This is a genomic window from Gelidibacter sp. (assembly GCF_053579655.1).
Map to the genome: position 1 here is coordinate 143,594 of NZ_JBMDWE010000002.1, position 15,164 is coordinate 158,757.

Consider the following 15,164-nt stretch of genomic DNA (forward strand, 5'->3'; position numbering starts at 1 on the left):
ATGTCTATCACAACGGATTTAAATTAACAACATGGATAAAGAATTAATTATTCGTTCGAGTTCAGATTTTGTTGATTTTGCCTTATTAAAAGATGGAAAACTTATTGAATTACATAAAGATGAAGAGGATAACAATTTTTCGGTTGGCGATGTGTTTATTGCCAAAATCCGAAAAGCTGTTCCTGGACTAAATGCTGCATTTGTTAATGTAGGGTATGAGAAAGATGCATTTTTGCATTATCATGATTTAGGGCCAAAATTACCTTCACTTTTAAAATTCGTAAAACGTGTAAGCACAGGGAAACACACAGATTTTCTACTCAAAAACTTTCAGTTTGAAAAGGATATTGATAAAGATGGCAGCATTGCCGATGCCTTAAAGTCTAATCAATCCCTCTTAGTACAAATTGTAAAAGAACCTATTTCAACCAAAGGACCTCGCATTAGTAGCGAGTTGTCAATTGCCGGAAGGTATATTGTTTTGGTACCGTTTTCCGATCGGATTTCTATTTCTCAAAAGATAGAATCTAAAGAGGAAAAAGATCGTTTAAAACGATTGGTCAAAAGCATTACGCCTAAAGGATTTGGCGTCATTGTCCGAACCGTTGCTGAAGGTAAAAAAGTGGCCGAGTTAGACACCGATTTGCAGAATTTATTGGGCCGTTGGACAGCAATGTGCAAAAAGCTTAATAAAGCCCCTCATCCAAGTAAGGTACTTGGAGAAATGAACAAAGCGTCCTCAATTTTGAGGGACATTTTTAATGATTCGTTCTCAAGTATTGTTGTGGATGATGAGGAACTTTATATGCAAGTCAAAGATTATGTGCATCAAATTGCACCAAAAAAGGAATCGATTGTGAAACATTATCAAAATAATGTACCAATTTTTGAAAAACATGGTATTGAGAGACAAATCAAGACCTCATTCGGACGTACAGTATCTATGGCAAAAGGTGCGTATATTGTGATAGAACACACCGAAGCACTCCATGTGATTGATGTGAACAGTGGGAATCGATCCAACAAAGAAAAAAATCAAGAGGATACTGCCTTGGAAGTCAACATGATTTCAGCTACAGAAATTGCCCGTCAATTGCGTTTACGCGATATGGGAGGAATTATTGTAATCGATTTTATTGACATGTCCGACGCAGAGAATCGGAAAAAACTGTACAATCATCTTCGTGACGAAATGAAGGATGATAAAGCAAAGCATAAGATATTACCTCCTAGCAAATTTGGTCTGATACAAATTACCAGACAAAGAGTGCGACCAGAAAGGAATATTGAAACAAAAGAAGAAAACCCAAATGTTGGCGGTGAGGATATTGAAGCACCTATTAAGGTGATCCAAAGAATCCAGCAAGACATGGAGCGGATTTTCAAAAAAGACTACAAAAAGGTGACCTTAAACACACATCCTTTTATAGCGGCCTTTTTGACCAAAGGATTCCCATCCATTAGGTCAAAATGGTTTTTAGAACACAAAAAATGGGTAAAAATTTTACCTAGAGATGCTTACACATATCTTGAATACCATTTTTATGATAAAAATGGAGACAAAATCAATTAGTATTAAAACCTCTTTTCATACCGATGTCATCGGAACGGAAAGGGGTTTTTTATTTTCAAAAAAGTGCTCCTTGTTTTTTTGATTCTTCTCTAAAAACTTTAAAAATATTTATACTTCAGTATTATTATATTTTTTCAAGAGCTGGATTATCATGCTGATATCCAGTGGCTAGGATGTTTTGGTGATCTGTAATTAGTAAATTCAGAAGTTATGAATTAATTTTTAGTTGAACTTTCTTACATTTTAAAAGCAACCTTTTCAAGTTTCCTGCATCTTATAAATGAACTTAAAAACTACAAAATTTAAAAAACATGAAAAAATCAAATTTTATGATCAAATCTTTAATGGGAATAGCCGTACTTTTTATGGTAAGCTGTAATTCTGATGATAGTATTTCTTGTCCAGCGGACTTAACCGGGGCTTTGAATGCTACTGAAACTGAGTTTTCTGGAACTTGGATTTTTACTGGGATGATGGCAGAGGAAGCCATTGACATTACGGACGATAAAACAGATAATCCAAACAAGGATGTTTTTGCTCAATACAGTGCTTGCGATCGTGATTTAGTTTATAGTTTCAACAGCGATAGAAAATATTCGCTTAAACAAGGTTCTTTAGCATCAGACTGTAATAACAAGGAATCATTAGCTGGAACATGGAGTTTAACGGCTGACAATGCTTTGACTTTTGTTGCTAATTGTGCGTCTCAGACTACAAAAATTGTAAAGGGTGAAGAAGGTGATACCTTCTCTTATTCGTCTACTTTGACTTTCCGTGATGTTTCTGGTCTTGTGAAGACTACTAAGGTAACATTTACCTATACGAAACAAGAACAAAATGAAACTCCTCAATAATGTGAATTGAGTTAATCTTAATACATTAAAAGTAAAAAGCGGATCGGATGTGAGCCGCTTTTTTTTTTTTTGGTTAAAACCTAGTAACTTTATGCTGAAGGGTTGGGAATCTCATTATGGACTTCCTCAATAGCATCCAAAACCTCTGAACTTAAGTTGAGATAGATGCTATCAATGTTTTCTTTAAGTTGGACTAAATTAGTTGCACCAATAATATTACTGGTCACAAAAGGCTGTTGGGTTACAAAGGCCAAAGACATCTGCGCTAAAGATAAATTGTGATTATAAGCAATAGCAAGGTAGCGTTTTGTTGCTTCTGTACATTGTGCACTGCTATATCTTGCAAACCTTGTAAAGAGATTCAATCTTGAATTTATGGTATCTTTACCCATAATATATTTTCCAGATAGCACGCCACAGCCCAATGGCGAATACGCTAAAAGTCCGATGTTTTCTCTCATGGCAATTTCTGCCATATCGCCTTCAAAGCTCCGATTGAGTAAGGAATAGGCATTTTGAACCGTAAGCATTCTCGGTAGATGGTGTGTTTTAGACTCCTCCAAAAAGCGCATTGTTCCCCATGCTTTTTCATTAGAAATCCCAACATGTCTAACTTTTCCTGATTTGATAATGCCATCAAAAGTGTGGAGGATTTCATTAAAGTTATCTTGCCACTGGTCATCTTCATGTTTATAATCACGAATGCCCAAAGTGTTAGTATTGCGTTCTGGCCAATGTAGTTGATACAAATCAATATAATCGGTCTTCAAGCGTTTTAAACTGTTGTTAACCGCGTCTTTTAAAGCTTCAGGACTAAAGCCATTCGTTCTGATGTGAGCGGTATAATCTCCTGTACCAGCTATTTTAGAAGCCAAAACGACCTTGTCTCTATTTCCAGATTTTTCAAACCAATTGCCAATGATGCGCTCGGTATCTGCGTAAGTTTTTGCTTCAGCAGGAACAGGGTAAAGTTCTGCCGTGTCAAAAAAATTAATGCCTCGTTCCAAGGCATAATCCATTTGTTCAAAAGCCTCGTCTTGGGTATTTTGAAGTCCCCAAGTCATAGTTCCCAAACACAGTTTGCTGACTTTTAAATTGGTGTGGGGAAGTGTGGTGTATTTCATAAGTGGTTATTTCATTTCCACGAAGGTGGAATTCTCCCTGCGAAGGCAGGGATCTTATTTGAGTTATATGTATTCAGTGGGGTAAATTTAAAAAGACCTGTCAGGTTTCAAAAACCTGACAGGTCTGAAATCAGTTAATAAAATTAATCATTCAACAATTTTGAAATTTCATCTAATTTCGGGGTTAAAATAACTTCTATTCTTCTGTTTTTAGCTTTGCCTTCGTTGGTGTCGTTTGTAGCTATTGGTGCAAATTCTCCACGGCCAGCAGCAGTTAAGTTTTCTGGATTAATGGCCGGGTTCTCTCTTAAAATTTGAACAATGGCCGTCGCACGTTTTGTTGATAAATCCCAGTTGCTGTTCATGACTCCTGTTCCCGTGTAAGGCACGTTGTCTGTATGTCCTTCAATCAAAATAGCAATGTCTGGATTTTCAGCCAATACGCTTCCTAATTGTTGTACGGCTTGTTTTCCATTCACACCCACGGCCCAACTTCCAGATTGAAACAACAATTTGTTTTCCATCGAAACGTAGACTTTTCCGTCACGTTGTTCAACCGTCAAGCCTTTGCCTTCAAAGTTGGTTAAGGCTCTTGAAATGGCATCTTTTAGTTTATTCATGGCCGCATCTTTTGAGGCGATTACGCTTTCAAGTTCGGCAATGCGGTTTGAACGCGCTTCCATGTCTTGTTTTAATTTTTGTAAACGTGCATTTTCGGCAGCGAGTGCTTGTTCCTTAGCTTCTAGTTGCGCCAATAACTCTCTATTCTTTTTAGCATTATCAGCAATGGCCGAAGAACTGTTTTGTTCTAAAGCCTGGTAGGATTGTTGTAAATTATCAAGATTGGTTTTTGCAATATCGTAATCTTTTTGAAGTTGATTGCGTTTTGCAGTGGTGTCATCGTAATCTCTTTGAAGTTGTGCTAATCTGTTCTGTGCAAGAATTAAATCTTTTTTAAGATCGGCATTATCATCAGATATTTTACGATTCTCTTTTCTTAAAGTGGCGTATTTATTTTCTAAATCAGTATAGATTTTTTTAGATACGCAAGACGTTGTTAATACAAGCGTTAATGCAATAAGGGACAATTTTTTAATCATGTTTATAGATGTTTAGGTGTTTGTTGTTAAGGTATTTGTTGTTTGGTTGTTAGTTGTTAATTTGATATTATGTGATTGCCACGAATACACGAATGCTTTTCGGCTGCCAACTGCCGACTGCCGACTGCTGACTGCCGACTGCCAACTGAAGACTGCCAACTGTCTTAATCCTCAATTTCAAGCAAAATCGGACAATGATCACTATGTATCGCATCCGAAAGGATAACGCTGCGTTTTAGTTTTTCTTGTAAAGGTGCACTCACTAATGCGTAATCCAATCGCCAGCCCTTGTTTCGTTCTCGGGAATTAGCTCTGTAGCTCCACCACGTGTAATGGTCAGGTTCCTTGTTAAAGTGTCTGAAAGAGTCTATAAACCCGTTGTTCATGAAGTTGCCAATCCAGTGGCGTTCTACAGGTAAAAAACCAGAAACGTTTGAAAGACCTTTCGGATTGTGGATGTCTATTTCTTCATGACAGATATTATAATCGCCCAAAATAATCAGATTTGGAATGTCTTTTTTTAATTCGTCTATATAATAATGAAACATATCCATATAATCAAATTTGTGCTGCAAACGGGCATCGTTGGTACCAGAGGGCAGATACAAACTCATTATAGACACGTTATCAAAATCGACTCTAATATTTCGACCTTCAAAATCCATGGAGGCACTTCCCGTCCCATATTCCACATGATTTGGCTTGGTTTTACTGAGGATGGCAACGCCACTATAGCCTTTTTTTTGAGCACTGAACCAATAATGATATGGATAGCCAGCCTCTTCAAAAACGGTGACGTCCAATTGTTCTTTCATCGCCTTAATTTCCTGCAGACAAATCACATCAGGATTGGCGCTTTTTAACCAATCGATGAAGCCTTTGTTGAGTGCTGCGCGAATACCGTTGACGTTGTAAGAGATGATTTTCATTAAGTGAGTATTAAGATGTGAGTATCAAGTACAAAGATTAAAGCTTAACAATTAATTGGACAACTGAATTCTTAATACTTTGTACTTGATACTTTATACTGTTTTCGGTGCAAACTTAAATAATACTGTACTTTTATACGATAATTTTAAAGGCATTTTAACGATAATATATTTTGGTCTTTAGAAGTTAATGTAAGAGATGAAAATTGCCGCTTCACTTGTCTTTTTTTTAATCGGTTGTTGTGTGTATGCACAGCGGCCGAGCGCCAATTATAGAACGAAAAAGATGGCTGTGAACGATTCGATTCAAATTGATTCGGTAAGCATCAATTCCAGTCAATTCAGTCTTAAGACGAAAAACGACGTCTATATTGATACCTCTTATTATAAAGTGGATTTTTCAAAAGCACTTTTAATCTTCAAAAAACCGATCGCGACAGATTCGGTGATCATCGATTATCTCAGATATCCAAACTTCATCACGCGAAAATATTTTCAGCTCGATGATAATATTGTTGTTGATAATACGAACAATATGCAGCAATTATACAAGATGCAGCGCTCAACTTTAACGCAAATTTTTACACCTTTTGAAGGGTTAACCACGTCTGGAAGTATTTCAAGAGGCGTGACCATAGGAAATAATCAGAACTCTGTTTTGAATAGCGAACTGGATTTGCAAATTTCAGGAAAGTTGAGCGATAAAGTGTCCTTACGAGCGTCCATTCAAGATGCCAATATTCCATTGCAGGAAGGTGGTTATTCGCAACGTTTGGATGAGTTTGATCAAGTTTTTATTGAATTGTTCAGCGATAATTGGCGGATAAGAGCTGGGGATATCGATTTGCAGAATACTGATTCCTATTTTGCAGGTTTCAGTAAACGTGTCCAGGGTTTAAATGTCGATGTTGATTTAGGTAATGATGACACTAAGACACATCTTTTTGCTGCGGGTGCTTTGGTAAGGGGTCAATTTACCACCAGTCAGTTTAGAGCGCAAGAGGGCAATCAAGGTCCCTATAAATTAAGAGGGCCCAACAACGAGTTGTATGTGCTGGTTATTTCGGGAAGTGAAACGGTTTATGTGAATGGAATGCCAATAAAAAGAGGCGAAAATCAAGATTATATCATCGATTATAATGCTGGCGAAATTATTTTCAATGCCACTTTTCCGATGACTTCTGAAATGCGAATTACGGTAGATTACCAATTCAGTGAACGCAATTTTTCACGATTTACAACATTTGGTGGTGGAAGTGTTGAAACCGAAAAGTTCAAGATAGGTGCTTCGGTCTATTCGGAAGTCGATTCTAAAAATCAACCCTTACAACAGAATTTATCGCCTGAACAGGTCCAAATTCTGGCCAATGCTGGTGATGACCAATCCCTAATGGTAGCTCCATCTGGTTCACCTGAGCCCTATAATGAGAATCGTATTTTATATAAAAAAGAAGTGATTGGCGGTGTCGAAGTTTATGTGTTTTCAAGTAATCCGCAAGATGAATTGTACAGTGTTAAATTCCGAAGGGTCGGCAATAATCAAGGCGATTATGTGCTGATCAATACCAATGCGGTTTCTAATATTTATGAATATGTATCGCCTATTTCTGGCCTGCCTCAAGGCAATTATGCCGCGATTGTACAATTGATTGCACCAACAAAATTGCAAGTTGCCGTGGTTAATGGTAACTATAAACCCACTGAACGCACCGACATTTACTTTGAAGCGGCGGGAAGTAAAAATGACTTGAATCTCTTTTCTAATTTGGATGATAACAACAACGATGGATTTGCGGGAAAACTTCGTGTACGACAAGATGTGATTAAAAAGGACAGCCTTTGGAATATGTCCGCCATTCTTGATGCCGATATGATTCAACAGAATTTTAAAAGTATTCAACGCTTGTATTATGCTGAGTTTAATCGGGATTGGAATTTAGAAATGCCTCTGGGAAATCAAAATTTGCTGACTGCTGGTCTTGATCTTTTCCATCCAAAGCATGGCATCGCCAGTTATAAATTTGAGCATCTTAATTATTCTGAAAATTTTAATGGCAATCGTCATAGTGCGTTTGCCAGTTTGAAATTTGATCAATGGCAGGTGTTTTCAAATTCTAGTGTGTTGCGCAGTGAAAGTGATCTTTCAGAATCGACATTTTTAAGAACGTTCAATAGATTTACATATAACTTCAAGAATCAATGGTTGGGCACAAAGTTAGCGGCCGAGGATAATGAGCAACGTGAAATATTCACCAATCAATTGACCGCCTTGAGCCAACGATTTAAATCGGCGGAAGTGTTTTACGGAATGGGCGATAGCACCAAAGTTTTTGCGGAAGTGGGCTATAGACATCGTGTGAATGACAGTCTTCGCATGAATCGTGTGGAAAAAGTGAGTAGTTCAAATACCTATTATCTCAAGTCCAAGCTCATTCAGAATACGGCTACAAATTTGGGTGTTTATATCAATTATCGCAGTTTGAAATCGGTGGATGCCGCCATTGAGGATGAGCACTCCTTGAATTCAAGAATGACCTTTAATCAGCAATTGTTTAATCAAATTGTGCAATGGAATACCGTTTTTGAAACCAATTCGGGAAGTTTGCCGCAGCAAGATTTTACCTATGTCAAAGTAGAACCTGGCCAAGGTTCCTACAGTTGGATAGATTATAATAACAACGGCATTCAGGAATTGGATGAATTTGAAATCGCGCAATTTCAAGATCAAGGAGAATATATACGGGTGTTATTGCCCAACCAAGTATTTATTCAAACACATCAAAATAGGTTGAGTCAAACGGTAACCATCAATCCGCAGCAATGGGCGGTAAGCGATAGTAACGCCGAGAAGTTCTGGTCGCATTTTTACAATCAGACGTCGTATTTAGTAGATCGAAAAATTAAAAGAGAAAATAATGCCTTTGATTTGAATCCGTTTGCGGGGAACGATGAAAATCAGTTGGCACTGAACAAAAACGTTCGGAATGTTCTGTTTTTCAATAGAGGCAAACAATATTTTACAACCTCCTACACATTTTTGGCCAACACGGCGAAAACCTTGCTTTCCATCGGATTTCAAGAGAGTAAGCTCAAAAGCCATCAGGTTAATTTTAATCACAAATTTGCCGAAAGTTGGCTCTTGAATTTAAAAACCAGTTTAGAAGAAAACGAAAGTTTAAGCGAGAATTTTGCATCGCGAAATTTCTTGATTGATGAAACGCGCTTGCAGCCTAAAGTGTCGTATTTATTAAATGAAAACGCCCGTTTTGATGTGTTTTATCAATACACGTCCAAAGACAATACCATCGGTAATATGGAAGCCTTGCTTCAGAATAATATTGGGATTTCCTTTACCTATAACAAAGCTCAAAAAGTGGGGCTTACAGGCGAGATCAATTTTTTTGACAACACTTTTGAAGGCAACGCAAATACCCCGGTATCCTATCAAATGTTAGAAGGACTACAACCAGGGAATAATTTTACTTGGACTTTATTGGCACAACGGAAGTTGACAGCTTTTTTGGATTTAAACCTCAATTACTTCGGACGAAAAACAGAAACATCGAAAACAATTCATATCGGAACCATTCAGTTGAAGGCTTATTTTTAGTGTATGATGCACATCATATTATACGTCAATTTTTTTATGTAGATTTGCTTTTGTTATGTCAAAACTAGTTGCCGTATTATATGCTTCCCTGATTCTTTTTCAAAGTTTGAACATTAGCTTTGAAGACGTTTCAAAATTTAGCGTGCTATTGGAACATGCTTCCTATCATAAAGATACTTATGGGGATTCCTTTTTTGATTTTCTTGCTGAACATTACGGCGAAGCTTCTTTAGGATATGGGATTGATCATTCTGAGCATAAGGATTTACCCTTCAAAAATGACAGTAAAACCTGTTGTCATGTGAATTCTTCTTTTACACTTCAAACCATTGATTTTGTAAGATCTTACACCTCTTTTGTTGAAATTCCTTTTAATTTCTTTTACAAGGAATCAACGTCTTCCTTTGTGAAACCGTCTGTGTTTCAGCCCCCTCGATTCGCATAATTCGTTTTAGATTAAGTTATTTTAAATAAGCTGTTTATCGATGGCTTATAACGCTTTATGTATGAATTATGTTAGGACATATTATTAAATTTAGTTTAAAGAATAAGCTAATTATTCTATTGTTTATGGGATTTATCATTGGTTTCGGAATTTTTTCCTTGACTAAAATCCCCATTGGAGCCGTTCCAGATATTACCAATAACCAAGTGCAGGTTATTACCACCTCGCGCAATTTGTCCACACAAGATGTGGAGCAGTTTATTACCTATCCTGTGGAATTGGAAATGGCCAATTTACCGGGAGTTATTGAGATCCGCTCGACTTCAAAATTTGGACTTTCTATTGTGACCGTTGTGTTTGAAGATGACATGGGGACTTATCTGCCACGCCAATTAATTGCCGAAAAGATTAGTTCTGCTTCCGAAAAAATTCCCGAAGGTTTTGGAAGGCCAGAAATGGGTCCTATTACTACGGGTCTGGGCGAAATCTACCAGTATATTCTGGATGTAAAACCGGGTTATGAAGACCGGTATAGCATTACTGAGTTGCGCACCATCCAAGATTGGATCGTAAAACGTCAATTGTCGGGAATTCCTGGCGTCGTTGAGGTTAATACATGGGGCGGTTTTTTAAAGGAATACGAGGTCGCCATCAATCCGCAGCAATTGAATGCCATGAATATTTCGATTTCAGAAATTTATGACGCTTTGGAAAAAAACAACAGTGTCGCTGGCGGTGGGTACATTGAGAAAAATAATCAGGCCTTTTTTATTCGAGGCGAAGGTTTGGTAGCGTCACTTCAAGATATTGAAAATATCGTCGTTAAAAATGATGGCGTTCCTATCTATGTCAAGGACATTGCTAAAGTTGGTTTTGGACATGCCACACGTTTCGGTGCCATTACCGGAAATGGAGAAGGGGAGAAAGTGATGGGGCAAATCATGATGATCAAGGATGGAGACTCCAAGAAAATCATTGAGGCTGTTAAGGATCGGGTCGCTGCCATTGAGCAAAGTTTGCCAGAAGGGGTTTATATCAATGCCTTTTTAGAGCGAACAGAGCTTATTGATAAGACCACATTTACAGTGGCAGAAAATCTCGTTTTGGGGTCATTGATTGTCATTTTTGTGGTGGTTTTATTATTGGGTAACTGGCGTTCAGGCTTGGTGGTCGCTTCGGTAATTCCATTGAGTTTGCTGTTTGCTATTTCAATGATGAATGTGTTTGGCGTGGATGCCAATTTAATGAGTCTCGGTGCTATTGATTTCGGAATTATCATTGATGGCTCGGTCATTATTGTGGAGTTTATCGCCTTTCAGATCGTGAAGCAAAGTGGTAAAATTCAGGGGCTGTCAAAGGCGGATCAGCGTTCTGAAATAGATCGGATTACTTTAAAAAGTGCTTCCAAAATGATGAATTCGGCCATTTTTGGACAATTGATCATTCTAATCGTTTTTATTCCGATCCTGTCCTTGAGTGGCGTAGAAGGTAAAATGTTCCGACCTATGGCGATGACGTTTAGTTTTGCACTCGTAGGTGCGATGATCTTTTGTTTGACCTATGTTCCGGTGGTATCGTCTCTATTTTTAAAAACAGGAAAACAAAAGGATTCCAATATTTCAGTTCGGTTAATGCGATTTTTAAATAGGCAATACCGTCCAATAATTAATTGGGCATTTTTGAATACACGGATTGTTGTCGGATCATCAGTACTATTATTGATCTTAAGTGGTTGGGTTTTTAGTCGAATGGGAGGCGAATTTGTACCTACGCTTGATGAAGGCGATTTTGTAATTCAACCCGTCTTAAAAACAGGAACATCCTTGAGTAAAACCATTGAGGTCACGACTAAAATTGAACAAATATTATTGGAAAACTTTCCTGAGGTAGATCAAGTGGTCACGCGAATAGGTGCTGCTGAAGTGCCAACCGATCCCATGTCCATGGAAGAAAGTGACGTGATCATTACTTTAAAACCGAAAAAAGAATGGACTTCTGCCAGTTCAAAAAACGAATTGGCCGATAAGTTTGAAGAAGCTTTGAAAGTCATTCCAGGATTGGAAGTGGAGTTTACGCAACCAATTGAAATGCGTTTTAATGAATTGATTACAGGTGTTCGAGCAGATTTGGCCATCAAGATTTTTGGGGATGATTTATCGGTTTTAGCACATAAGGCAGATGAAATTAAAAATTTGATCCAACATGTAGAAGGTGCTTCAGATATTATTGTTGAAAAAGTAGAAGGGTTACCGCAAATGAGTGTCAAATTCAACCTCGCAAAAATTGCAAGATATGGTCTTAATATTTACGATCTGAATCAATTGATTTCCACAGGTTTTGCTGGTGGCACCGTCGGTAGTGTTTTTGAAGGTGAACGTCGATTCGATTTGGTTGTTCGACTCGAGGAATCCAAACGCAAGAATATTGAACATCTTCAAAATTTATATGTTGATGTGCCTAACGGCGGTAAAATTCCTTTAAGTGAATTGGCTGAGATTACTTACACCACAGGGCCTGCGCAAATATCGCGCGATGATACCAAACGACGTATCGTGGTTGGCGTCAATGTTAGAAATCGAGATTTACAATCGGTGGTTGATGAAGTACAAACGATTATTGATAGTAAACTAAAGTTGCCAACTGGCTACACGATAACCTATGGCGGACAGTTTGAAAACTTGCAAAGTGCCAAAGCACGATTGATGATTGCTGTTCCTGTGGCGTTAGTACTCATCTTTATCTTGCTCTACTTCGCCTTCCATTCCGTTAAGGATGCTTTGTTGATTTACTCTGCCATTCCTTTATCTGCAGTGGGGGGAATTCTATTTTTATGGATGAGAGATTTGCCGTTCAGTATTTCGGCAGGAGTAGGTTTTATTGCGCTTTTCGGAATCGCCGTCCTCAACGGAATTGTATTAATCGAACATTTTAAGGAGCTTAAAAGCCAGGGTGTTACTGATGTTGAAGAACGCATCAAACGTGCTACACAAGAGCGTTTAAGACCGGTATTGCTTACGGCATCTGCTGCGGCCTTAGGATTTTTACCGATGGCTATCTCTACCAATGCTGGTGCAGAAGTACAGCGACCATTGGCTACTGTGGTTATTGGTGGCTTAATCAGTGCGACAATTTTAACGCTGGTGGTATTGCCCGTTTTATATGCTTGGGTAGAAAAGAAAAAGGAACTAAAAATGAATAAAACAGGACTTTTAATAGTGGTTTTTTTAATGCTGACCTTTAATTTGAGTGCTCAGGAAAAACCGATGACGATTGAAGAGACGATTAATCTGGCGATTGAAAATAATTATGGATTAAAAGCGTCTGCATTACAAATCGAGGAAGCGGATGCGTTGGTCGGAAGTGCGTTCAGTTTTGATAAAACCTCTGTGTATTACCATTATGACCAAAATAATCTCGCCGTTAATAATCTCCCTCTAAAAGTGTTTGGCGTCACACAAGATTTTAAATTTCCAACGGTGTATTTTGCTGATAAAAAAGTGAATCGGGCGCAAGTGAACTTACAAGAATCTGCACGTGATATCAAACTTCAAACTTTGAAAAGAGAGGTGTATTTGGCCTATTACAATTTGAGTTATGCCAAGAACAAGGAAAGGTCTTATCAGTATTTAGATAGTTTATATCAGAATTTCGCTCATGCGGCCAAACGACGTTTTGAATTAGGTGAAACCAATTATTTGGAGATGATCACTGCCCAATCGAAACAAAAACAATTGGAAACGCTTTACAAACAATCGCAACAAGAAGTCATGATGTTTAATGCACAATTGAAGAAAATCGTTCAGGTAGATGAAATCACGGTTCAAGAAGAACCTCTGCAAAAGTTGTCTATTCAGTCTTTAACTATAAAGGATGATCCTGGATTACTTTATTTTGAACAGTCCAAATCTTATTACGAAGCGCGCTTGCAACAAGAAAAACAAAGTTTATTGCCCGATGTGAGTCTTCAGTATTTTCATGGCACTAATGATGGGCTCAATAAAAATTTAATAGGCTATCAATTTGGATTAAAAATTCCGTTATTGTTTTCTGGAAATACTTCAAAAATAAAAGCCTCTAAAATTGCCCAGGATATTGTAGAACAACAACATCAGGATTACAAATCCAAATGGCAAGCTGAGCAAGAAGCGCTATTTGCCAAACTGCAACAGTATAATGAAGCAGTCATCTATTATCAAACTCAGGGCAAGCAACTTTCAGAAGAAATCCTGAAAACCGCAGAGCGCACATTCAAAGAAGGCGAAATTGACTTCTTCCAATATATTCAAAGCATTGAGATTTCAAAGGATATTGAATTGACCTATCTCGACAATCTTAATGGTTATAATCAAACAATTATTGCAATCAATTATTTAATTTTAGACTAATGAAACAGTTATATATCGTATTTGTTTTCATGCTTTTAGTAGCTTGTGGAACTGATAAAAACAATCAACCATCCGAAGAAACCCTGAAGGTAACTGATGAGTTGGTGATTACAAAGCAACAGTTTGACGGCGAACACATGGCATTTGGAACTCTTGAAGAACATGATTTTAATACCATTGTTAAAGTGAGCGGCATGATTGATGTGCCCACGCATAATCAGTCGAATGTCAGCACTTTTGTTGGCGGATATGTGACTAAAACGCCATTGTTGATTGGTGATGAGGTTAAGAAAGGGCAGTTTTTAGTGACTCTGGAAAACACGGATTATATTGAAATTCAGCAGCAGTATTTGGAATTGGCTGAGAAACTCAATTATTTGAAATCTGAATTTACACGTCAAAAAACCTTATATGATGAAAAGATTACGTCACAAAAAAACTTTTTAAAAGCTGAAAGCGACTATAAAAGCAGTTTGGCGCATTACAACGGATTGAAAAAGAAGTTGCAAATGATGAACATCAATCCGACATCTGTTGAAAATGGAACCATCGCTTCCAGCATTAATATTTATGCACCAATTGATGGCTTTGTGACTAAGGTAAACGTGAGTAACGGTACTTATGTGTCGCCTGCCGATGTGATTTTGGAAATTATTGATACCGATCATATTCATCTGGAGTTGTCCGTATTTGAAAAGGATATTCTTAAAATAAAGAAAGGCCAGGAAATTGATTTCAGGATTCCTGAAGCTTCCGATAGCATCTATAAGGCCGAAGTACATTTGGTAGGCACAACCATCGATCCGACCAGTAGAAGAGTTACGGTGCATGGGCATATTGATGACGATCACACCGGATTTATTGTGGGAATGTTTGCTGAAGCTGAAATTATCATTGGTGCTTCAAAAGCGTTGGCATTGCCTAAAACTGCAGTAATTCAGGTTGAAAATGATTATTTTGCGTTAATATTAGAAAGTGAAACGCCTACCGAATACCAGCTGAAAAAAGTTAAATTGAACCTCGGTATGCAAACGGAAGATCTTGTGGAAGTTTTAAATGCCGAATCCTTCAAGGATAAAAAGATTGTCGTTAATGGTACTTATATGCTGCTAAACACGACGGAAGGTGGCGAACATTAAAATTA

At 37.7% G+C, this 15,164-nt stretch carries 9 protein-coding genes; 6 read left to right on the plus strand and 3 right to left on the minus strand.

Annotated elements, in window-relative coordinates; all coding sequences use genetic code 11:
* Nucleotides 1-31 precede the first annotated feature (31 nt).
* Together ACOH2D_RS01945 and ACOH2D_RS01950 are read left to right on the plus strand one after the other, a co-directional pair.
* The gene (locus ACOH2D_RS01945) at nt 32-1,573 is read left to right on the plus strand and encodes an Rne/Rng family ribonuclease (protein ID WP_348037966.1); all 1,542 of its coding nucleotides are present in this window, start codon (nt 32-34) and stop codon (nt 1,571-1,573) included.
* Nucleotides 1,574-1,884: 311 nt separating this feature from the next.
* Nucleotides 1,885-2,427 carry a DUF5004 domain-containing protein gene (locus ACOH2D_RS01950; RefSeq protein WP_449534221.1) on the plus strand — a complete coding sequence of 181 codons (543 nt, stop codon included), beginning with the start codon at nt 1,885-1,887 and terminating at the stop codon, nt 2,425-2,427.
* Nucleotides 2,428-2,516: 89 nt separating this feature from the next.
* On the opposite strand, the gene ACOH2D_RS01955 is transcribed toward ACOH2D_RS01950, so the two are convergent.
* The 3 genes from ACOH2D_RS01955 to ACOH2D_RS01965 all read right to left on the minus strand — a co-directional run bounded on the left by ACOH2D_RS01955 (nt 2,517) and on the right by ACOH2D_RS01965 (nt 5,580).
* Nucleotides 2,517-3,551, minus strand: a complete 1,035-nt coding sequence (locus ACOH2D_RS01955; RefSeq protein ID WP_449534222.1) for an aldo/keto reductase — start codon at nt 3,549-3,551, stop codon at nt 2,517-2,519.
* 143 nt (nt 3,552-3,694) lie between these two features.
* Nucleotides 3,695-4,651: an OmpA family protein gene (locus tag ACOH2D_RS01960; protein WP_449534223.1), complete on the minus strand. Its 957-nt coding sequence runs from the start codon at nt 4,649-4,651 to the stop codon at nt 3,695-3,697.
* Nucleotides 4,652-4,815: 164 nt separating this feature from the next.
* Nucleotides 4,816-5,580: an exodeoxyribonuclease III gene (locus ACOH2D_RS01965; protein WP_449534224.1), complete on the minus strand. Its 765-nt coding sequence runs from the start codon at nt 5,578-5,580 to the stop codon at nt 4,816-4,818.
* A 286-nt stretch (nt 5,581-5,866) separates the two neighbouring features.
* Here ACOH2D_RS01965 and ACOH2D_RS01970 point away from each other — a divergent pair, with 286 nt between their 5' ends.
* The 4 genes from ACOH2D_RS01970 to ACOH2D_RS01985 all read left to right on the plus strand — a co-directional run bounded on the left by ACOH2D_RS01970 (nt 5,867) and on the right by ACOH2D_RS01985 (nt 15,159).
* Complete coding sequence (locus tag ACOH2D_RS01970) at nt 5,867-9,190, plus strand: DUF8818 domain-containing protein (protein WP_449534225.1); 3,324 nt, start codon at nt 5,867-5,869, stop codon at nt 9,188-9,190.
* A gap of 55 nt (nt 9,191-9,245) precedes the next feature.
* A complete protein-coding gene (locus ACOH2D_RS01975) occupies nt 9,246-9,635 on the plus strand; it encodes a hypothetical protein (RefSeq protein WP_348038555.1) in 390 nt (129 codons plus the stop codon).
* Nucleotides 9,636-9,703: 68 nt separating this feature from the next.
* Nucleotides 9,704-14,020, plus strand: coding sequence for a CusA/CzcA family heavy metal efflux RND transporter (locus tag ACOH2D_RS01980; protein ID WP_449534226.1), 4,317 nt, complete (start codon nt 9,704-9,706; stop codon nt 14,018-14,020).
* Nucleotides 14,020-15,159, plus strand: a complete 1,140-nt coding sequence (locus ACOH2D_RS01985; protein ID WP_348038567.1) for an efflux RND transporter periplasmic adaptor subunit — start codon at nt 14,020-14,022, stop codon at nt 15,157-15,159. Before ACOH2D_RS01980 ends, ACOH2D_RS01985 begins: the two co-directional genes overlap by 1 nt.
* The last annotated feature ends 5 nt before the right edge of the window (nt 15,160-15,164 follow it).

Excerpts from the sequence above, each read along its gene's own strand:
- ACOH2D_RS01945 (WP_348037966.1), top strand. The coding sequence starts at position 32 with ATGGATAAAGAATTAATTATTCGTTCGAGTTCAGATTTTGTTGATTTT.
- ACOH2D_RS01950 (WP_449534221.1), top strand. The coding sequence starts at position 1,885 with ATGAAAAAATCAAATTTTATGATCAAATCTTTAATGGGAATAGCCGTA.
- ACOH2D_RS01955 (WP_449534222.1), bottom strand. The coding sequence starts at position 3,551 with ATGAAATACACCACACTTCCCCACACCAATTTAAAAGTCAGCAAACTG.
- ACOH2D_RS01960 (WP_449534223.1), bottom strand. The coding sequence starts at position 4,651 with ATGATTAAAAAATTGTCCCTTATTGCATTAACGCTTGTATTAACAACG.
- ACOH2D_RS01965 (WP_449534224.1), bottom strand. The coding sequence starts at position 5,580 with ATGAAAATCATCTCTTACAACGTCAACGGTATTCGCGCAGCACTCAAC.
- ACOH2D_RS01970 (WP_449534225.1), top strand. The coding sequence starts at position 5,867 with ATGGCTGTGAACGATTCGATTCAAATTGATTCGGTAAGCATCAATTCC.
- ACOH2D_RS01975 (WP_348038555.1), top strand. The coding sequence starts at position 9,246 with ATGTCAAAACTAGTTGCCGTATTATATGCTTCCCTGATTCTTTTTCAA.
- ACOH2D_RS01980 (WP_449534226.1), top strand. The coding sequence starts at position 9,704 with ATGTTAGGACATATTATTAAATTTAGTTTAAAGAATAAGCTAATTATT.
- ACOH2D_RS01985 (WP_348038567.1), top strand. The coding sequence starts at position 14,020 with ATGAAACAGTTATATATCGTATTTGTTTTCATGCTTTTAGTAGCTTGT.